General features: G+C 45.2%; 13 protein-coding genes. 4 read left to right on the top strand and 9 right to left on the bottom strand.

Annotation, left to right across the window (positions count from 1 at the left end; all coding sequences use genetic code 11):
• The first annotated feature begins 191 nt into the window (after positions 1–191).
• Positions 192–2,825, top strand: a complete 2,634-nt coding sequence (gene pepN, locus L5M49_RS06185) for an aminopeptidase N (protein WP_263145162.1) — start codon at positions 192–194, stop codon at positions 2,823–2,825.
• 497 nt (positions 2,826–3,322) lie between these two features.
• A complete protein-coding gene (locus tag L5M49_RS06180) occupies positions 3,323–5,215 on the top strand; it encodes a methyl-accepting chemotaxis protein (RefSeq protein ID WP_168824907.1) in 1,893 nt (630 codons plus the stop codon).
• Positions 5,216–5,349: 134 nt separating this feature from the next.
• On the opposite strand, the gene L5M49_RS06175 is transcribed toward L5M49_RS06180, so the two are convergent.
• Complete coding sequence (locus L5M49_RS06175) at positions 5,350–6,777, bottom strand: GGDEF domain-containing protein (RefSeq protein WP_212601310.1); 1,428 nt, start codon at positions 6,775–6,777, stop codon at positions 5,350–5,352.
• A gap of 291 nt (positions 6,778–7,068) precedes the next feature.
• Between L5M49_RS06175 and L5M49_RS06170 the strand changes: the two genes are divergently transcribed.
• Positions 7,069–8,022, top strand: a complete 954-nt coding sequence (locus tag L5M49_RS06170; protein WP_263238717.1) for a DUF72 domain-containing protein — start codon at positions 7,069–7,071, stop codon at positions 8,020–8,022.
• Between the two features lie 386 nt (positions 8,023–8,408).
• On the opposite strand, the gene L5M49_RS06165 is transcribed toward L5M49_RS06170, so the two are convergent.
• The 3 genes from L5M49_RS06165 to L5M49_RS06155 form a co-directional block, all read right to left on the bottom strand.
• Complete coding sequence (locus tag L5M49_RS06165; protein ID WP_263265650.1) at positions 8,409–9,257, bottom strand: isocitrate lyase/phosphoenolpyruvate mutase family protein; 849 nt, start codon at positions 9,255–9,257, stop codon at positions 8,409–8,411.
• Between the two features lie 134 nt (positions 9,258–9,391).
• Positions 9,392–10,861, bottom strand: coding sequence for an inorganic phosphate transporter (locus L5M49_RS06160; protein WP_263265699.1), 1,470 nt, complete (start codon positions 10,859–10,861; stop codon positions 9,392–9,394).
• A gap of 248 nt (positions 10,862–11,109) precedes the next feature.
• A complete protein-coding gene (locus L5M49_RS06155; protein WP_317630113.1) occupies positions 11,110–11,925 on the bottom strand; it encodes a helix-turn-helix transcriptional regulator in 816 nt (271 codons plus the stop codon).
• Positions 11,926–12,009: 84 nt separating this feature from the next.
• Between L5M49_RS06155 and L5M49_RS06150 the strand changes: the two genes are divergently transcribed.
• Positions 12,010–12,726 carry a type 1 glutamine amidotransferase gene (locus L5M49_RS06150; protein WP_263238720.1) on the top strand — a complete coding sequence of 239 codons (717 nt, stop codon included), beginning with the start codon at positions 12,010–12,012 and terminating at the stop codon, positions 12,724–12,726.
• 84 nt (positions 12,727–12,810) lie between these two features.
• On the opposite strand, the gene L5M49_RS06145 is transcribed toward L5M49_RS06150, so the two are convergent.
• The 5 genes from L5M49_RS06145 to lysS all read right to left on the bottom strand — a co-directional run bounded on the left by L5M49_RS06145 (position 12,811) and on the right by lysS (position 21,618).
• On the bottom strand, positions 12,811–14,499 hold the full coding sequence (locus tag L5M49_RS06145) for a glucan biosynthesis protein (protein ID WP_212601306.1): 1,689 nt from the start codon (positions 14,497–14,499) through the stop codon (positions 12,811–12,813).
• A gap of 370 nt (positions 14,500–14,869) precedes the next feature.
• Positions 14,870–15,304: a PaaI family thioesterase gene (locus tag L5M49_RS06140; RefSeq protein ID WP_028761608.1), complete on the bottom strand. Its 435-nt coding sequence runs from the start codon at positions 15,302–15,304 to the stop codon at positions 14,870–14,872.
• A 170-nt stretch (positions 15,305–15,474) separates the two neighbouring features.
• Entirely contained in the window at positions 15,475–17,640 is a 2,166-nt protein-coding gene (katG, locus tag L5M49_RS06135; RefSeq protein ID WP_263265648.1) for a catalase/peroxidase HPI, read from the bottom strand.
• Between the two features lie 310 nt (positions 17,641–17,950).
• Entirely contained in the window at positions 17,951–19,423 is a 1,473-nt protein-coding gene (locus L5M49_RS06130; RefSeq protein ID WP_173497338.1) for a carbon starvation protein A, read from the bottom strand.
• A 692-nt stretch (positions 19,424–20,115) separates the two neighbouring features.
• The gene (gene lysS / locus L5M49_RS06125) at positions 20,116–21,618 is read right to left on the bottom strand and encodes a lysine--tRNA ligase (protein ID WP_006080389.1); all 1,503 of its coding nucleotides are present in this window, start codon (positions 21,616–21,618) and stop codon (positions 20,116–20,118) included.
• Between the last annotated feature and the right edge of the window lie 16 nt (positions 21,619–21,634).

The raw sequence follows: 21,634 nt of genomic DNA, 5'->3' as shown, positions 1-21,634 counted from the left end.
TTTTTACATTTTTAACATTGGTAATCCAAGGTAAATAAGGTAGTGTACTCGGCCAAAATACACTGCGATGATGATGCTCAAAATTGGCGCTGGCGCGAGGGATAATTTGCCACAAAGGCAAACCTACACACACGATATTGAATGCAAACATCCAAGCAGAAAACAAAACAAATCGTTGAAGGATTTAAGTTGTGAACTTGTTTAAAGCCAGTCTCGTTGCCCTTACCTGCGGCACATTAATGTCGTGTGCAACCCAAAGTACACTCAATACGGGTCCACGTGATGCTAGCGCTTATATTAGCCAATATCAGGCTGCGCTTCGCTCGCAGGTCATCTCCGATATTCACTATGACTTGGATTTTCAGCTCACAGGGGATGCCGAGTTTTCCGCCACCTCCAAAGCGACATTTCAATTAAGTGAAGTGCCAAAACAACTGAGCTTAGATTTAAACAAGGCGCAGATAAAACGCTTTATCATCAACGGTACCGCCGTATACCCCAATTACAATGGCGCTTACATCAGCTTAAATACGCGTTTGCTCACCTCAGGTGAAAATACCATTGAAGTGCAATTTAGCCGTGCCCACAGCACCAATGGTGAAGGTTTACACCGTTTTAAAGATCCAATCGATGGCAAGGTCTACCTCTACTCTCATTTTGAACCCGCTGCTGCTCAGCAGATGTTCGCAGTATTCGACCAACCGGATCTCAAGGCTAACTATCAAATTACGGTAACAGCGCCCAAAGACTGGCAAGTCATTAGCTCGATGCGTGAAAGCCAAATCACCCCAGCGGGTGCTTACAATCGTTGGACTTTCCCACAAACTCCTAAGCTAAGCCCATATAACTTTTCGATGCACGCGGGCCCTTATCACATGTGGCAAGACAACTCAGGCCGCTATCCTATGCGCCTGTTCGCCCGTCAATCCGTTGCTAATCAAGTCACGGAGCAAGATTGGTTTACCTATACAAAACAAGGGTTAACTTTTTTCGATAATTACTTTGGTATTCCTTACCCCTTTAAGAAATACGATCAAATTCTAGTGCCAGACTTCCTTTATGGCGCGATGGAAAACGCGGGCGCAGTGACCTTTTCCGAAGATATCTTCCTTCATAAAGCGGCTATGACAGCGGATCAGAAGCAAAATCTTGCAGGCGTGATCATGCACGAAATGGCGCACCAGTGGTTTGGCGATCTCGTCACCATGAAATGGTGGAACGGCTTGTGGTTAAATGAAAGTTTTGCTTCATTTATGGGCACACTAGCGACTCAAGAAGCTACAGAGTTCACTAATGCTTGGCGTACCTTCTATGCTAAAGGCAAGCAAAAAGCCTATGAGCAAGACAGCTTAGTCACCACGCACCCCATTGAAGTACCCGTAGCAACGACTCAGAACGCCTTCGACAATATCGATGCTATCACTTACCAAAAAGGCGCATCAACGCTGAAACAATTACGCCATTTACTCGGGGACATGGTGTTTCGTCGTGGCGTCAGTAACTATTTAAAACAATACAGTTATCAAAACGCTGAGTTAGACGATTTTATCAATAGCCTAGGGAAAGCCGCTGGCCGCGATTTAAGTGCATGGACTCAAGAATGGCTCTACAGCGCGGGCGTTAACACCATCAAGGCGGAATATCGTTGTGAGGGCAACCGAATCAGCGAATTTAGCCTACGACAGCTCCCTGCAAGCGCAGAGCTACCCACATTACGTGAACAAAAAGTCCAAGTGGCTTTATTTACCCAAGGTCGCTTTGATCTGCGAAATGACATTACAGTGCCAGTGACTTACAAAGGCGAGCGTACTGAAGTTAAACAACTGATTGGTGAGCGCTGCCCAGACCTAGTCTATCCAAACTTTGATGATTGGGGCTTTGTGAAAGTCGAGCTTGATGACAAGTCATTTAATACCGCAAAACAACAACTGAGTAATATTTCCGATCCACTACTGCGATCTATGCTGTGGCAAAGTCTGTGGGACAGCGTCCGCGAAGGTAAATTGAGCTTAGATCAATACCTAAGCACAGTGTTTGTTAACGCGCCTGCTGAAACGGACTACACAATTGTTGGTCAGATCATCGATAGCATGTTGCGCTCGAAGGAATATCTCGCGCAGATCGCCCCTATTCAGCAAAACTACGCAGAAAATGCAATTAAAGGCTTAAGCCAAATGAGTCTGAGAAAAGCAATGGAAAATAAAGGCGATAATGACTTCCAACGGATCTGGTTCAATGCCTATGTCAGTTTAGCAAGCGATAGAGATTCACTACGTCATTTAGCACAACTCATTGACGGTGAAACAAAAATTAAGGGATTAACCTTAGATCAAGATTTACGATGGGCAATCATCACCCAGCTTAATCGCTATGATTTTCCTAACGCGCTGCAGCGCTTAACCAAAGAAGCTGCCAAGGATAATTCAGACTCTGGCGAAAAAGCGGCACTTGCGGCACAAGTGATCCGCCCTGAAGCGGCCGCAAAACGTCGTTGGTTAAGTAAAGTCCATCTAGACAGCCTGCCTTTCTCCAAACAGCGGATTATTATGCAAAATCTTTATCCTGCTGAGCAAAAACTATTAAGCGCAGCTACAGCGGAAGAGCGTCTGGCGAGCTTAATGGATATGGACAAAAAAGGGCCAGTATTTATGCGTAATTATAGCCATTTCCTCATCCCAACCGATTGTAATTACACTAGCATAGCGGCATTGGACAAAGTACTTGATCGCCAAACTGGGCTATCTAACCTTACCCGCCGTAATCTACTGGAAACCCGTCAAATAGAACAGCGTTGTGTGCTGATCAAAAATAAAATGACTCACTAATATTTAGGTCATTTAAAAATGAACAAGGGGCTCCTAGGAGTCCCTTTTTTATGTTCTGTTACAGATGAGTCTTAAACTTGAACCAGCACACAAGATGCTACCCGCGCGAAATTATGCTCACTAACCTTTGATATAAACAAGCCAGCATTCTGAATAATGAATTAATCACACTCACAACCAGTGACATATTTAATTAAATTGTTAGCTTGAGCTTATGTATTTTAACGGCTTACTGACGATAACTAATGTTATTTATCACCTGTAAAATATTATTCATCTCTTCAGTTTAGTCTGCTAAGTTCCATCAGCTCATCAAATAAACAACCGCTGACGCAATCGTTATTGATATAAAAATCATGTAATTATTAAATTCATAAATTATGGGCGTCACTTCTAAATTTATTACTATAATTCTTCAATGATTTAATGTTTTGCCCCGTACTGCCGCTATACTAAAACAACGTTAGAGAGCTAACGGAATATAAAGGATATAGATTATGCGATCGACACTCAAAACGCGGCTGCTGTTTAGCAGTCTTTCCGCTGTACTGATCACTATTGCTGTACTCGTGAGTATCTCTAGTTATTTCATTAGAAATAATGCGTTAGAAAACACCCAACATGAAATTGACCAACTGGCGAAGACTTTTTCATCCGGCATAGGTCAGTGGATGCAAGACAGAAAAATGGCCATTACTAGCCTAAAGCAGACCATTGAAGCCGATCCTAGTGCCAACGTTACCCCTCATTTGTTGCAAGCGCATACTGCGGTTGACTTTGCCCTCACTTACTATGGTGACGAGCAAGGCAACATGTATCGCCAAGATCCGTCGCTGAATACCGCAAATTATGATCCCCGCGTTCGCCCTTGGTATATGGATGCTAAAACGGCGGGTAAAATGATCATGACGGCGCCCTACGTCAGCGCCACATTGAAAAAACAAGTCGTAACTATAGCAGAACCTGTGATGAGCTCAGGCCAGCTCATAGGCGTAGCGGCTGCGAACTTAACCATAGATCAGTTAACAGATGCAGTGCAGCGCCTCCAAGTACCAGGCAAAGGTTACACTCTGATGGTCGATAATGCAGGGCTCATTATTAGTCATCCCAATAGCCAGCTAAATACTCAACAGCTCACTAAAATCGATAGTAATTTTAGCAATAACTGGTTATCACAGCGCACTAATGCCAATACCATGGAAGAGCGAAACCTCGATGGTGCCACTAAATTAGTTTACGTTGCGGCAATACCCTCAACTGACTGGGCACTGATTTTCGTGATGGATAAGCAAGAAATCATGTCACAGGCAACCGATCTCGCTTGGTGGATGTCTGCCGTAGGTGTTGCACTATTGGTGCTGTTTGGTTTGATTTTAATCGCCATCTTTAAAATTCAATTCAAAGATCTCGAACGCGTTGCCCAAGCACTCAATGATATTGCCGAAGGCGATGGCGATCTCACTGTGCGCATTCATACTGCCAACAGCCATGATGAAATTGGTATGTTAGCTTCGGGTTTTAACCGCTTTGTAGAACGTCTACACGGTATGATTTCCCGCATGCACAAGATTGCGGGTCAATTGGAATATCAAGCCAAAGGAAGTAGTGCATCGGCAACGGATAACAGTCAGCGCATTGAAGTACAGCAAGATGAAGTGACTATGGTTGCCACTGCGGTGACCGAAATGGCCAGCGCCACCGAGGAAATTGCCAGTAATGCTGAGCATACAGCGCAGACCGCTCAAAATGCGGTCGGACTTTCAAACCATGGCCATAAACAGGTAATGCAAAGCCAGCAATCTATCCGTAATTTAGCTAGTGAAGTCGAAACTGCAGGGCGAATTATCGGTGAACTGAACGAGCACTCACAAAAGATCAACAGCATTTTGTTGACCATTAGTGGCATCGCAGAGCAAACCAACTTACTTGCACTCAATGCAGCCATTGAGGCGGCACGTGCAGGAGAACAAGGTCGTGGCTTCGCTGTAGTTGCTGATGAGGTGCGTGTACTGTCACAACGTACGCATTCATCGACACAAGAAATTCAAGCGATGATCGAAACCCTACAACAAACCGCAGGCAAAGCCGTTAAGTCTATGACTCAAAGTCATGAAATGGCAGAAACCAGTGTGGCCGATGCTAATTCAGCCAGCGAAAGTCTGTTGCAAATCAGCAAAGCCATTAATGATATTTCAGATATGGCGAGCCAAATTGCCACAGCAGCCGAGGAGCAAACCTCAGTCACCAGCGAAATCAACCGTAATACAGAGTCGATTCGTGAAGTGTCAGAGAATCTCTCGATTGAGGCACAAACGTCTATGGTCCAAGCTCAAGAGCTCGCCCATTTAGCCGCATCATTGCAGCAGGAAGTTAATCGCTTTAAACTGTAATCAAAAGCCTTATTTTATATAAAGATTACATCAACAGTTCCATACAATAATGCCCGCAAGTGTCAGTGACATTTGCGGGCATTACTTTACATATTATTTATTCAAAGACTTACAATGGCTCGCCTAAAGCGAGCTTAAATGATCTTCATCGCTTTATTTTCAGGAATATTGGCCTCAGGTCGAAGCTCAGCATGTACGTTTCTTAATCCTTGATAACCCATTTCAATTCGATTTCCGCCATTCTTTTTAGCTTTATACATAGCGGCATCGGCACAGGAAATAAGCTGTTTCTCATTTTCACCGTGCTCTGGATACAGAGCAATACCGATACTCGGCAGAATATGGATCTGCTGTTCGGCAAGCTCGAAGGGGTGCTCGAATACTTGCAATATTTTTTGCGCGGCCAGCAGGGTATTATGTGCTGAATCGACTCGTTCAAGTAAGATGACAAACTCATCCCCCCCAAAACGCGCAACGGTATCTGAGCCCCTCACACAACTGACTATTCGCTGCGCTGTCACTTGCAGTAATAAATCGCCCACGCTATGACCAAAAGTATCGTTAACCCACTTAAATTTATCTAAGTCTAAATAAAGCAAAGAGAAATAACTTGATTCCCTATGGGCTCGAGATAGCGCCTTTTGAAATCTATCGTAAAAAAGCTCACGATTGGGTAACAAGGTTAACTGATCATAAAGTGCAATATGCTCTAATCGCGCGAGCATTTGTCGACGCTCAATCGCAAAGGCTATTTGCGTAGAAACAAACTCCAATAACTCACGGTCTTGGTGTGTATATGAAGCCGAAGTGGGCAAGCTATGCATAATCAAAGCGCCGATAACGCCTTTCTGTAGCTTCAGCGGCACACCCAGCCAACTTAAACAGCCATTACCCAAATCTTCACGAATCGCTTGGGGATAATCAGTTAAGGTCACGGGGCACAGGAGTAAAGACTCAGCACTGCGGATCACTTGGTCAGTGAACACACTGAAACTTGCAATATCGATAAGCGAATCCTCGCCAGTAGCGGCTTTATAAGGAAAACTTAATTCATTTAAATCTTGATCGTACAATGCTATAGCAAAGTTTGCTGCGGGCAGTAATTTAGCAATAATTTCATGAATTCGCCGATACAGGGCTAGCAAGTCCTCAGCGACATGCACAGCCTCTGAAATCTCATATAAGGCTGCTTGTCTACGTTCGGCATTTTTGCTCTTAGAAATATCTCTAGCGACTGCGACACGTTGTTGATAAGCATCGGACCAACGTGCAGACCAAAGAATATCGACGATAACACCATCTTTACGCACATAACGGTTTTCAAAATCGACTTTAAAGCGACCTGCCATAATTTCATTGGCCGTTGCGAGAGTGCGTTCCCTATCCTCTGGAATGACAAGATCTAGCATCTGCATACCCATCATTTCTTCTGGTGTATAGCCAAAAATACGTTCTGCCCCTGCACTGACAAATTCAAACCTCCCCGTTTTATCGACGACACAAATAGCATCCAAGAGAAGGTCGATAAAATTGCTTAAGGAAGTGTAGCCATCATTATTCACGTAATTCTCCAATAAACGTCCGTCTTTGGCTAAGTCCTAAGTTTGATCATAAGCATAAAAATAATAATAACACACTATTAGAGTAGGTTAATTTTCAATGTCATTCCAGAGTTGGCTAAGTTAAGTCCGACTTTTACAGAGTTAAATTCAAACAAAATCAAACACAATACTTAAGGCCATCGGTGGCACTATTTGACTCTGGACGACAGATATCGGCACAATGCCCTAAAATGTTGGTCAACATCAGGGCGCAGCTTTGGTACGCGCAAATCGCATTAAAGGAATTTATTTTTGGACCGATTGTGCTCTCCGTTACATCAACCCAACCATTTTCGCCTTGGGCTTGCCATGTGGTCGCACTCGAATTGGCAAGAAAGTGTGTATGGTCACGGAACTAAACAAGCGGAGCGACTCGCCCGTTACGCGACAATATTCAATACTGTCGAAGGGAACACCAGCTTCTACGCAACGCCTGCACAGCAAACGGTAATGAATTGGCACAGTGCCACGCCCGATAGCTTTCGTTTTACCTTCAAACTACCGCAAACCATCACTCACCAAAGATTATTGCAACACTGCGGCCAAGAATTGAAAGATTTTTTCCAGATAATGGCACCATTAATCGATAAAACAGGGATCTGGAAAATTCAACTGCCCGCCCATTTCGGCCCAGAAAACTTGCCTGCGTTAGCGCAATTTCTAGATCAAATCCCCCAAGGGTTAACCTATGGCGTCGAAGTCAGGCATGCAGCGTTTTTTGCTAAAGGAGATGCCGAGCGTGCGCTTAATCGATTACTCATCGATAAAAAAGTGAATCGCATCATCATGGACAGTAGGCCCTTGTTTGCACTGCCGCCCTGCAATGTCGCGATTATCGACGCTCACAAGAAAAAACCTCGAGTGCCAGTGCATGCAATTGCCACCGCCAATAATCCAGTGGTGCGCTTTATCGGCCAACCAGACGATGCCGTAACACAACTCGCACAGCAAGGCGTTGCTGTTTTACCTAAGGATAACGATACCTTTTTTGATAATTGGCTCACCCAACTCCCGCAGTGGCTCGCAGAAGATCGTGAACCCTATCTGTTTATCCATACTCCCGACAATGAAGCCGCGCCTGAACTAGCCATCCGTCTCTATCAAAAATTGCGCAGCCAAATTGCAGCGCACATTCAACTCGCCGAGCTACGCCTGCTTGATAAGAAACCTGAGGAGACAAGCACGCAGATGGGACTTTCTTGGTAAAACGGGCGCTAAGTAAAATGGACGTAAGAAGAAACCCACGGCAAACTCGCCGTGGGTATATACCCAAACAACCTGAAGATGCAGGATTCAGCGGGAATTTAACGCACTTTAGGCAAGGCCATTTATTGCTCCTGCATAAATGGCATTCACGCCATCCATGGCGATTGCGGTTATTTGCAGGCCTAGCGGGCTAAGTTAAAAATAACCAACGCAGCATAAAGTGCGTTAAAACCCGCCGGGACGGAGCGCCCAGGGCACTCCACTTCCGTGTTGCATCAATTCAAAAGGTGGCCGACATTCTGTCATTAATGCGCCTTGAATTGAAGCACCCTGGGCGCTCTGAAACTCGTATCTTCAGGTAGCTTGGGTATAGATGAAAAACAGCTTTAACTCGGGATAAATAAGTTATTCATTTGCTCAAAACCAAGGGAAATGGTTTTAGGTATTGAATCCTTATCAACGGCAATAACCGCATCATTTGACTCTCGCTGAAACGGTTTTGCCTTAATTGAATTTAACAAAATTGGATTAAGCAAAGTGCTATAGGCCTGTAAAAATGAAGCTGGGCCAGTGGAAAAACGCTGCACACCTGCGGCAAATAACTCGCCGATATCCATCTGCTCATTCAATAGCATAAAATTCAGTGGCATATCCACAGCGGCAGACAAGCGCTTAGCGGTCTCGACCTGATTCGCGCCAGGGATAAAGCCACCATCCGCACCCGCAGCCTGATATTGAGTTAACCTATCGATAGTCATAACAACAGCGGCCTCACCACTGGCTAAACCCAGTAAATACACATCAGTTCGCGCATTAATAAATAATCCTTGGCAACGAGGATGGGCGCGAATAGCTTTAATTTTTGCCACCATCTCAGCAACACCTGCACTGCCATCCTCAATATTAATTCCTGCTACGCCAAGCTCAGCGAACTTCGCAACAAAAGCAGCAACCTCATCGGGATCTTGGCTATAACCAGATTCAATATCTATCGTCACGGGCACTCGGCTCAGCCGTAGGATATTGTTCACTACGTCCAATAAAGCCGCTTTAGGTAGCACTTGCCCATCGGGATAACCGAGCGACCAAGCCAATGCCGCGCTACTGGTCGCAATCGCACGGGCGCCCGATGCTTGGATGATGGCCGCACTGGCGGCATCCCAAGCGTTAGTTAATATCAGCGGCTCTGATTGTTGATGTAGTGCTTTGAAAAGTATTCTAGATTGCTCAGCCATCTTATGTCCTTGTTGGTGTTAAAGGCTCAACTCTAACAAGATGGCTTAGGTAATTATCGCGGGAAACGGCACTGAACCGAAAAACCAAGCCCTCAAGGCTTGGCTATGTGAGCATTCAACTTGAGTATTCTTGGCTAACCCCAAAGTGCATTGGCAAGGATAAACACACTCGCGGAGAGCAACATAGTAATAGGTAGTGTCAGCAGCCAAGCAAGCATGATCTGCTTAATGGTTTGGATCTGAAGCCCTGAACGATTAGCCACCATGGTACCCGCTACAGCGGAAGACAAAATATGAGTCGTCGATACCGGCATCCCCGTCATACTGGCAATCCCAATAGAGACGGCAGCGGTGACCTGCGCGGCAATGCCCTGGCTGTAAGTCATACTCGATGAACCAATTTTTTCCCCCACGGTATATACAATCCGCCGCCACCCCACCAACGTGCCGCAGCCCAGCGCAGTCGCAATGGCAATAATCACCCAAATGGGCGCATACTCAGTAGTTCTAGTGAGATCTTTTCGCCATTTAGCCAATGAATTCAAATCCTTAGCAGGAAGATCCAATTTAGCCACTTGGCGAGCAGTATCATCGATGCACAACAATAAACGTCGCACCTCGCGTCGCTCTTCTACATCCATATCTTTGTAAGTCGAGACTTTTGCTAAGCGACGGTCAAGCAACGACATCGCCGGTAATACATTGGCAGATGAGCAATGGGCCAGCATATATTCGGGAACGTTGACTAAGGCTTTAAAGTCGATAACATCCGCGATAACGGCTTGGTTACGGTCATAAATCGCCATAATGCGACGATTAGCATCTTGAGTTCTTTCTAAATCATAGGTTTGACTGCCCATATCCAAGGCAAAATAAGCCGGTGCCATACAAATCAGCACTAGCATCACTAAACCTATCCCCTTCTGTCCATCGTTAGAACCATGGGCGAAACTTACCCCCATAGCGGAGATAATTAAACTCGCCCTTGCCCAAAATGGAGGGTGTTTTTTACCATTAATCTGCATCTGCTCATCGGGGGTACGGTGAATTTTATGTTTCTGCCAAACGTATTTCATGATGAGCAAAAAAATCCCTGCCATCACAAACCCTAAGGTCGGCGAAATAATCAAGGACAGCATGATCTGCGTTGCTTTAGAGACATTAATGCCCTGCAAGATAGGCTGATGATTTATCCAAGCGAACGCGCCACCCACGCCCATTATCGAACCAATCAAGGTATGGGAACTCGATGCCGGAATACCAAAATACCAAGTGCCTAAGTTCCAGATAATTGCCGAAAATAGCAGGGAAAACACCATCAGCAAGCCTTGGATTGAGTCCATACCGAGCAAGGAGTCTACAGGTAATAAATGCACTATCGCATAGGCCACCCCTAACCCCCCTAACAGCACACCCGCAAAATTAAAGAGTGCGGAGGTAACGACCGCCAGATTTGCCGGCATTGCCTTGGTATAGATCACCGTCGCCACCGCATTTGCTGTGTCGTGGAAGCCATTAATAAATTCGTATGCCAGTACAAAAAGTACGGCAAGGACTAAACCCACCGACCACGCAAAGCCTAACGTTGTGAACATTTCAAACATAAAATATTTACCCATGGCGAGAACGCCCACAGGTTACGCCCAAGTTTGGGGTCTTTTACAGTGAAAAATTGTTTAGATTGTCAAAAAGTGAATTAGCCCCCAATAACTCAGTAGCATGCTTGCAATTACAACTGGCTTGATTTTATTCGGCCAAATGAATATTTGTGCCGCAAAAAGGTGCAATATATTGATTTAATATTAAATAAGCCAACTAGAAATAGTGTTCATAACCATACGTCGTAACAGGGTTATATCCCATGATCACCTAACCGAAATCGCTGTGGCGTCATCCCAAAACGCTCCTTGAAGGCTTTGATATAGGATGAATCATTTTGATAACCAATTTGGTGGGCCACATTCTGTATTGATAGGTCAGTGGCCAATAACGACAGTGAATAGATCAGCCGCAAATGTTGACGCCATAATACGAATGAAGAACCAAACTCCCTCACAAATAGCCTCGACAATGTTCGTTCCGATGCCCCAACCATCTCACCCCATTTCACTAAAGAGAAATCTAAAGCTGGCGTTTGGGTTAAATGCTCAAAAATCAATTTTAGGCGCCTATCTTGCGGTATCAGTAACTTGAAAGTCTGTCCTTCCGCACTATTAATTTGATCATATAACACCTCAAGCAAACGCAGTATTGGCGCCTGAACCATTGGATCAACATTCGTTGGGGTATTAAAAGCACATTGTTTTCTGAGCGTTAGCACTAACTCCCTTATAAAAGCACTCATGGCGACGGGCTTAACCATGGCACCATAATCTCGACCATACATAGGATTCAAATAGACACCAATAAAGCAGGTATCTGTAATCGCAACAGACTCATGCATGACACCTGCAGGCACAAAAAGCGCTGTGGTATGGGGGACCAAAAAAAGTACCTCATTTGCCTCTGTCTGTAACAGGCCTTGAAGCGGAAAAATAAGCTGATGCCAACAGTGCTGGTGTAAAACATCCACATAACCCTTCTGCATCTCAATCGTTTTGACAAAAGAAGGCATATTAAGCGCTTGCTCAATAATGGCGTTAATCGAATCGAGTTGGCGACTTAGCATCATTACTTGTCCATATAACGTTATTCAGCCAAATAAAAAGGATTGTAGCATAGCGTTATCCCATAAAAGACACAGGAAAACTCGATGCGCATTCATTGCATTATCCATGAAAGCTATGAAGGTCCAGGCTATTTTAGCTATTGGGCTGCAAGCAAAAACTACAGTATGAGCTTTAGCAGAATCTATCTAGATGAAGCTTTACCAGACAATAGTGATGGTTTTGATCTATTAATTATCCTCGGTGGCCCTCAGTCTCCCGCGACATGCCAAAACGATTGTCCATATTTTGATAGCCAAGCAGAACAAAGGTTTATCAGACAAGCTATCCAAAAAAATAAAGCCGTTGTGGGGGTTTGTCTTGGGGCACAGTTAATCGGAGAGGCATTAGGTGCCCGTTATCAAAAGAGTCCACATGCCGAGATTGGTTACTTTCCTATTGAACTGACTGCGGCAGGAAAAAGTGATGTTAACCTTAAGACATTTTCGACCACTGAAGTGGTCGGCCACTGGCATAACGACATGCCAGGCCTCACTCCCGATTGCGAAGTGCTCGCCACAAGTGCAGCCTGCCCGCGGCAAATTGTACGTTACACAAATTTAGTTTTTGGATTTCAATGCCATCTTGAATTTATCAGTAGCCAATTAGCGCCATTAATTGATCAAGAAAATGCTTTTTCTAGCACACAGAAAATGCCATATATTCAAAGCCCTGAGTTCATACTGGGGCAATCAACGGCTAGGATGAATCAGTTGCTGGGGCATTTTTTAGATAATCTAGTCCTAACCTATCAAGCCGTATAAAGTAAAAAGTGGCTCAAGCCAAAACAAAAACGCCAGCTAAGTTAGCTGGCGTTTTAGATTAATGAATCACGAATCACGAATCGCTTATTGCAGATGACCTGCATTGTGCAATTCACGATCATCCTTAGCAGGCGGATTCCACTGATACATCCAAGTCTCAGACAATGGCTGACCATCGACCTCCAAATAGACTCTCAGGTTAATCGGCTCAGTCCCGTCTCCCGGTGGCACTACGTCAAACATAGCGCGGTAACCATTAATCGAGGCTAGAGGACGGGCAGATTCAATTTCCACTTTGCCTTCAGATGCTGTGATCACGGCTTTAACTTGGGTGTCTTTACCTATCATAGGTAAAGTTCCGCCCGCGAAATCAACCACAAAACGCTTACTGTAGTATTTGCGTTTCTGGCCAACTACGCCGCCAATCCCGGTGAAGGTATCGACAACCCGAGCACGGGGTGATTGAACCGGTGGAATGCCACCCCAGTACATATTGTAGCTGTACAGCAGCTCTTGACCAGGAACAATCGGCTCAGCAGGATTCCAGAAAGCCACTATGTTATCAAAGGTTTCATCCAGTGTTGGAATTTCAACCAACTGCACTGAACCTTTACCCCAACTGCTGGTTGGTTCAATCCATAGGCTTGGGCGTTTATCATAAAACACGCCGTCGTCCTGATAATGATCAAAGTTACGATCACGTTGCAGTAAGCCAAAACCTTTTGGATTTTCATCGCTATAGGCGTTGAATCGCAGGTTTTCAGGGTTACCTAGCGGACGCCAAATCCATTCACCATTCCCCGTGTGCATGGCTAAACCATCGGTATCATGGATTTCTGGACGCCAGTCATAACCGGTGCGGCGATCGTTCTCACCCACCATAAACATACTGGTCAGTGGCGCAACGCCTAAACGTTCAATCGCTTTACGTGGATAAACAGCCACATCCACCTTCATTTTTAAACGTTCACCCGGTTCGATATCAAAACGATAAGCCCCCGTGACACTCGGAGAGTCTAGCAAGGCATACACAGTGGTGATATTCGATCCTGGTTTAGGTTTTTCTAACCAGAAATTGGTGAACATTGGAAACTCTTCGGGTTTTGGCAGTGCAGTATCAACCGCTAAGCCGCGAGCCGACAAACCGTACTGCATTTCTTGACCCACTGCGCGGAAATAACTAGCGCCAAGGAAGGCAACAATGTCACGCTGCCAATCGGTATTAAATTGCATACGGAAACCCGCAAAACCAAGATCCTTAGGCAACTGACTACCTTTGACCTTTGACTTGCCGTAATCGAACATTGAAGGTGAATATTCGATTAACTTAGCCTTACCCTCATTTAGCTCATAAATATGGATAGGGGTATCAAAAAACAGCCCAAGATGGAACAGTTCGGCACGAAACTCCGAATCTTGATCACGCCATAGCGCGGCTTTCTTCTTGAAGTGGAATTGTTGGTAATCATCCCAACTCATGCCCTGAAGGCTTTTAGGTAATTCGCCTTTATGACTCTCATAGGGTTGTGCAGCCATAGTACGGGCATAACCCTTAAGCCAAGCGTAACTAAACTCTTCACCTTCTTGTGGTGACGCCTGCTTACCTGCCGCACATGCTGAAAGACTCAGCAATACGCTACAGGTTAACAATACGCCACCGACCATACGCTGCAAACGGCCGCGACGAGAGGAAGATTGGGCTTCAATCGAGGGTTGTGTCGCCCTCGATTCTTGATAAACGTTTCTTTGTTCGGGAAATAAATTGGGTTGCATAAGCAGACTCTGAATTGGTGTAACTTCCTGACACTTCCCTGCAAATCTGACTCAATTGCAGCGATGGCCCTGTGGAGAACTGTTGATGACAGAGGTAACAATACAGCGATCAGCAACAATTCGCCAGAATCTAGCATACTTTCTGTCGAATGGAATATGGCATGCTAGCTATTTTCAATCTTGAGGCCTATTTATGAAAATATGATTAAAAAATTCCGTTATTTACTGAATTCACGCCCATAAAAACTTCACTGCCAGCAAGAAGGCCGTCGACTTAATATCTGAAGATAAAGTGCACCTTCGGCATAGGTTAATTATCTGCTCAGCGTGTTAACTCGAAGAGATAATATCGCCAGCCCGCAAAATCGGTTTATGGCCTTAAAATCATACAAGTCGCCGTAGCAGTGGCGAGCAGTTTTCCATCTTGCGTTTTTAGCGTACCTTCCGAAATACCTAAAGACTTAGATAAATTGATCACCTTACCCTCAGCCACTAACACTTGATGTTTAGGCACAGGTCGAATCATTTTAATATTCAAGTCGATAGTGCCGTAACCGACACCCGCTTCAAGCAATGTATGCACGGCGCAACCTGTAACAGAATCCAATACAGTCGCGGCAAAACCACCATGAACGCCGCCCAATGGGTTGAGGTGCTTATCATCGGCAGTCGCATGGAATGTCACCGTTCCTTCGTCGGCTTGAACCAGCGACATTGGCATAGTGAGAGAGATAGAAGGTGCGGGTAATTCACCCCTTGCCATCGCCTGTAAAATGGCTAAACCCGACATTTGCTGAATATTCATATTCCACCTAAATTGCTGAGCGTCAAAGCACATGAATAAAAATGACCGCTTAACCACTTTGGATTAGGCGATCATTTAACTGAAAATCCACTTAAACGCTCGGTCCGCATTAACCCCAGCGGCGCCTAAATTGGATCCATATACCACTAAAAAGACTAATAAATATAAGCTCAGCGAAGATCGAATCTATCTAAGTTCATCACCTTAGTCCAAGCGTCGATAAAATCATCGACAAATCGCAGCTGTGCATCACTGCTCGCGTACACTTCTGCGAGTGCACGCAGCTGCGAATTAGAGCCAAAGATCAAATCAACACGACTTGCAGTCCACTTTTGCTGGCCGCTGACACGATCAACACCCACAAACATATCCTCCGCTTTGGAAGTGGGTTTCCACGTCGTCCCCATATCGAGCAAGTTAACAAAAAAGTCATTGGTCAAAAACTCAGGACGCGCAGTCAATATACCCGTTTTTGACTGATCAGAGTTCGTATCTAACACCCGCAGACCGCCAATAAGCACTGTCATTTCCGGCGCAGTTAAGGTCAGCAATTGTGCCCTATCAACCAATAACTCCTCCGCCGAAACAGAAAACGGAGTGGGATGATAATTTCTAAAGCCATCTGCGACAGGTTCAAGTACCGCAAAAGATTCCACATCAGTTTGTGCTTGCGTGGCATCCATACGACCTGGCGTAAATGGAATCGTCACTTCAACCCCCGCATTTCTAGCCGCTTGGTCAATACCTACGCAACCTGCTAGCACAATCAAGTCAGCAAGGGAGATTGTCTTACCACCTTGATTGAACTCAGACTGAATACTCTCAAGCACTTTGAGCACCTTAGCGAGCTGCTCAGGCTGATTCACTGGCCAATCTTTTTGCGGTGCGAGTCGAATTCGCGCACCGTTCGCACCACCGCGCATATCAGAACCGCGATAGGTAGACGCCGAGGCCCAAGCAGTGGCAACGACTTCTGAAATCGTTAATCCAGAACCAATAATCTTCAGTTTAAGATCAGTAACATCCTGCTCATTAACCAGGGAATGATCAACCGCAGGAATTGGGTCTTGCCAAAGAAACGTTTCTGCAGGCACTTCAGGACCCAAATAACGCGTGCATGGCCCCATATCTCTGTGTGTCAGCTTGTACCAAGCTTTTGCAAATACATCGGCAAACTCATCGGGATTTTCAAAGAATCGACGTGATATTTTCTCGTAATCAGGATCGAAAATCAGTGCAAGGTCGGTAGTCAACATGGTTGGCACATGACGTTTTGAGGCATCATGCGCATCGGGGATCACCCCTTTACCCGCGCCATTTTTAGGTATCCACTGATGGGCACCCGCAGGGCTCTTAGTCAGTTCCCATTCATATCCGAATAGATTTTCAAAAAAATTGTTACTCCATTGGGTTGGTGTTGAAGTCCAAGTCACTTCGAGGCCACTGGAAATAGTATCGCCACCTTTACCGCTTTTATAGCGACTCTGCCAGCCTAGGCCTTGCTGCTCAATACCTGCGGCTTCTGGCTCAGGTCCGACTAATGCTGCGTCACCTGCACCATGGGTTTTACCAAAAGTATGACCACCTGCAATCAAGGCTACGGTTTCTTCATCATTCATCGCCATACGGGCAAAGGTTTCGCGGATATCAACGGCGGCAGCGAAAGGATCTGGGTCGCCATTGGGTCCCTCAGGGTTAACATAAATCAACCCCATTTGGACTGCGGCGAGGGGATCTTCAAGATCTCGCTCTCCCGAGTAACGCTTATCGTCTAACCATTTATTTTCCGCGCCCCAGTAAATATCAGCTTCGGGTTCCCAAATATCGACTCGCCCACCAGCGAAACCTAAGGTTTTGAATCCCATAGATTCCAGCGCGACATTACCCGTAAGGATCATCAAATCGGCCCAAGAGATTTTATTGCCATATTTTTGTTTAATCGGCCAAAGGAGCCGGCGTGCTTTATCGAGGTTTACGTTATCTGGCCAGCTGTTTAACGGTGCAAAACGTTGATTACCGCTCCCCGCTACGCCACGTCCATCACCGGTACGATAGGTGCCAGCACTGTGCCATGCCATACGAATAAATAGCGGCCCATAGTGGCCAAAATCTGCTGGCCACCAGTCCTGTGAATCCGTCATTAATGCGAGGAGATCTTGCTTTACAGCAGCTAAATTGAGGGATTTAAAGGCTTCAGCATAATTGAAGTCATCACCCAAAGGATTAGATAAGGAAGAGTGTTGGTGCAGAATATCGAGCCGGAGCTGTTTAGGCCACCAATCTCGATTCGAGGTGCCACCAGCAGAATGGTGCATAGGACATTTGTTCTCAGACATAACGTGCTCTCCTTCTGTTCGCAAAAAATATTCAAGTAAATAAAATCTAAATGACTTTTGCCGCAAGTTTGTACTGCTTAACGCTCTCTACCACAGACTAATCGTTTCAATAGAGAAATAAAAACCAGTCTAACGACCTTACCTTACCTCTAGATGAAACGCGATGAATCCGCTCATTAAAAAATATTCAGCAAAATTACCCTTTCTAAAATAAGCTATTAAAGGATAGTAGAATGATACCAATCATAAAAAACAAGGGCTGCAAAATGCAGCCCTTGTTTTTTATTGGGTAAAACTATGGGATAACTAACTATTTAGCTTCTGCCACAGGTTTGCGTCTATTGTGCGCAATGATCAGGGCAACTAAACAGATAACCCCGACAGCGATACCCACTGGCTGGCTCAAAGGTTGCGGTAAACCTAGGCCAATACCCGCAGTCATAATATAAGACACAGTAACGCTGGTACCGCCAATTGCTGGTAAGCTAACAATCCAATGGAAGGTCCCGCGATCGAACAAATACTTAGTCGCTAACCACAACACACTGGTTGATAGCAGCATATTTGAGAAGGCAAAGTAACGCCAAATCAAAGAGAAATCGATCTTCGTCATAAAGTACGCAATGGTCAGAATAGGCACTGCAACCAATAAACGATTACGCATACTTTGCGGAATATGGAAGGCATCGATAATCGTCAAACGCAGCGAACGAAATGCGGTATCGCCAGAGGTGATAGGGAAGATAGCCACGGCCACAATCGCCATAATACCGCCCGCAACACCTAAATACGTAGTTGCCACTTGGTTAACCACTAAACCTGGGCCACCTTGGTCGAGCAAACTCTTAAGCTCAACATAACCGCCAGGGAAAGCTGCAATACCCGCCGTTGCCCATACACAAGCAACGATACCTTCAGCAACCATAGCGCCATAATACACAGGGCGAACATACTTCTCATTCGTCAAGCAACGAGCCATGATGGGCGCTTGAGTTGAATGGAAACCGCTAATCGCACCACAGGTAATAGTCACAAATAACAGTGGCCAAACAGGTAGTCCATCAGGGTTTGGTTCGAGTAACTCATTGTTGTAATGGCTGTGGTCGAAATAGGCAAACACATCCCCCATTTCAGGTAACTGCGGCGCATTGATCATTAGAGCAACGGCGATAGAAACTGTCATGACTATCATCAACAAACCAAATGCGGGATATAATTTAGTGATGATTTTATCAATCGGCAGCATAGTCGCTAAAAAGTAATAGACTAAAATCACTAACACCCAGAAGGTATTATTGCCAAAGATGGTGTCTTTAAAATAATCGAGATTACTCAGCAAACCTGCGGGGCTCATGATGAAGACCACGCCCACAAAAAACAGCAGCATAGCGGTAAACAGCAACATCACGCCTTTAAAGTAAATATTAAAGTAGTGGCCCGCAATCTCTGGCAGACTCTTACCGTCTTCTTTAATACTGAGCACGCCAGAAAAATAATCATGTACTGCGCCGCCAATAATATTCCCCAGTACAATCCACACTAAGGCTATTGGGCCGTAAAGTGCACCGAGGATCGGGCCAAATATCGGCCCCACACCAGCGACATTGAGGAACTGGATCAGAAACGCTTTAGCCGGATGAACCGGAACGTAATCGACGCCATCTTCGAATCTCGCCTGTGGTGTTATCGCTTTAGGATCGATACCCGCTTGCCGCTCAACAAAGGGACTATAGAACTTGTATGCAAGCACTAAGAGTGCGATACAAATAAAGAAAATTAACATTATTTAATTATCCATACTTTAGTAGGAGGTGATTTAATGGAGAGTTTCATTGAGTTAGCGACTGAGGTCAAGCAACACACTATTAGACTAATGTCGGGTTGATTATCTGAAACAGCCGTACGAGTGGGTATAAATGAACAAACGCGTTTAAAAATAATCCCTATGAAGTATTTATGCACTCAGTAATACAACCAACTATTTTGATGTATCCCAATTGCCTCTTCTTGAACTCTTTGCCCTAGGTATTCCTGCAAACCATCGCTATCGAAAATGAAATGAACACAGACAATATCGCATGTGACTGGCGGCGAGATGCTAGCAGCATAGACGAGTGTTTCGTGACATCCCAATATACAACCCCAAGTTAAATACACTATCTACACTCACAGGCTAAACCCGCAATCTACACTACGATCGATAGCCACAACCTAAAGCTAACGTGCCACTTGATGATGCTCATCTAGCCCATTTTTAGGTTACTAATGGTGCGACTTTATCACTCATTATTTTTAACTATTTTAGAAAACAAAAAACCAGCCAAATGGCTGGTTTTTTAGGGGGTATTTCATCGTAGCGATGCTCAGATCATACCTAAATCAATCACTGTAAACTTAACCTATTGCGACTTACTAAAAGTCGAGTGGCTAAACTAATACAACAAAATGTACAACGAAATACCTTGTTCGACTGCATTACGCCTGTGGGCGCATGGCAGGGAACAGGATCACGTCACGGATAGTATGAGTGTTAGTGAACAACATCACTAAACGGTCGATACCGATACCTTGACCTGCCGTGGGTGGCAAACCGTGTTCCAGTGCAGTGATATAGTCTGCATCGTAGAACATAGCTTCATCGTCACCTGCATCTTTCGCGTCAACCTGTGCTTTAAAGCGGTTGTCTTGATCTTCAGCATCGTTCAGCTCGCTAAAGCCGTTAGCCACTTCGCGGCCACCGATGAAGAATTCGAAACGGTCAGTGATGAAATGGTTGTCATCATTACGACGTGCCAATGGTGAAATATCCGCTGGGTAGCCAGTGATGAACGTCGGTTGCATCAATTGCCATTCAGCAGTTTCACCGAAGATTTCTTCAAGCAGCTGACCACAAGTCCAGAACTTCTCAATCTTCATACCTAAGCTTTTCGCCAAATCGCGCATGAATTCAACATCTTTCACTTGCTCATAGGTCATAGCTTGGATAGTCGCGTTATCAGGATTGTACTTCTGAATCGCTTCTAACATGCTTAAACGTGCGTATGGGCCGCCGAAATCAACTGTGTGCTCGCCGTATGGCATTTGCGCACTGCCAAGCAGTTCGATAGCAATCGAGCTGAGCATTTCTTCGGTTAAGTCCATCAGATCTTTGTAGTCTGCATAAGCCATATAGAATTCCATCATAGTGAATTCTGGGTTATGACGTGGCGACAGACCTTCGTTACGGAAGTTACGGTTAATTTCGAACACACGCTCAAAACCACCCACCACTAAACGCTTCAAGTATAATTCTGGCGCGATACGCAGGTACATTGGCATGTCTAAGGCGTTGTGATGAGTGATAAAAGGACGGGCCGAAGCACCACCTGGGATCACATGCATCATAGGGGTTTCAACTTCCATGAACTCTTTTTTGATCATGAAGTTACGGATTGCAGAAACCACTTTAGAACGCATGATAAAGGCATTGCGTGAATCTTCGTTAACGATGAGATCCACGTAACGTTGACGGTAACGCATTTCTTGATCGGCTAGACCATAATAATCCGCAGGCAATGGACGCAGCGCCTTGGTCAGTAGCTCGTACTGTTCCATGTTGACATATAAGTCGCCTTTGCCAGACAAATGCAGCTGACCGGTTACACCTATGATGTCACCGATATCCAGACCTTGAAAACGCTCTTTCAAATCAGCTTGTACGCTTTTTTCAGCATAGGCTTGAATACGGCCAGACACGTCTTGGATCACTAAGAAAGGGCCACGCTTTGCCATGATGCGGCCAGCAATGCTGGTCTTAAAACCTAAGGCTTCGAGTTCTTCTTTAGTGTTTTGACCATACTGTGCTTGCAGTTCAGCCGCTTTATGGGTGCGACGGAAGGTATTTGGATGGGCATTAGCACTACAGTTTGGGCGGATGCTTTCTAGCTTGGCACGGCGCTCGGCGATCAGTTTGTTCTCATCAATTACTTGTTCAGTCATCTTATTTCTCGTCTAT

Source organism: Shewanella sp. SM74, from assembly GCF_025653725.1.
Lineage (GTDB): Bacteria > Pseudomonadota > Gammaproteobacteria > Enterobacterales > Shewanellaceae > Shewanella > Shewanella oncorhynchi.
This window is presented reverse-complemented; position numbering and strand designations above follow the sequence as displayed.

What these genes read in the sequence shown, in the direction of transcription:
- L5M49_RS06180 (WP_168824907.1), top strand. Translation starts at nt 3,323, where the DNA reads ATGCGATCGACACTCAAAACGCGGCTGCTGTTTAGCAGTCTTTCCGCT.
- L5M49_RS06165 (WP_263265650.1), bottom strand. Translation starts at nt 9,257, where the DNA reads ATGGCTGAGCAATCTAGAATACTTTTCAAAGCACTACATCAACAATCA.
- L5M49_RS06160 (WP_263265699.1), bottom strand. Translation starts at nt 10,861, where the DNA reads ATGTTTGAAATGTTCACAACGTTAGGCTTTGCGTGGTCGGTGGGTTTA.
- L5M49_RS06155 (WP_317630113.1), bottom strand. Translation starts at nt 11,925, where the DNA reads ATGCTAAGTCGCCAACTCGATTCGATTAACGCCATTATTGAGCAAGCG.
- L5M49_RS06150 (WP_263238720.1), top strand. Translation starts at nt 12,010, where the DNA reads ATGCGCATTCATTGCATTATCCATGAAAGCTATGAAGGTCCAGGCTAT.
- L5M49_RS06145 (WP_212601306.1), bottom strand. Translation starts at nt 14,499, where the DNA reads ATGCAACCCAATTTATTTCCCGAACAAAGAAACGTTTATCAAGAATCG.
- L5M49_RS06140 (WP_028761608.1), bottom strand. Translation starts at nt 15,304, where the DNA reads ATGAATATTCAGCAAATGTCGGGTTTAGCCATTTTACAGGCGATGGCA.
- katG (WP_263265648.1), bottom strand. Translation starts at nt 17,640, where the DNA reads ATGTCTGAGAACAAATGTCCTATGCACCATTCTGCTGGTGGCACCTCG.
- L5M49_RS06130 (WP_173497338.1), bottom strand. Translation starts at nt 19,423, where the DNA reads ATGTTAATTTTCTTTATTTGTATCGCACTCTTAGTGCTTGCATACAAG.
- lysS (WP_006080389.1), bottom strand. Translation starts at nt 21,618, where the DNA reads ATGACTGAACAAGTAATTGATGAGAACAAACTGATCGCCGAGCGCCGT.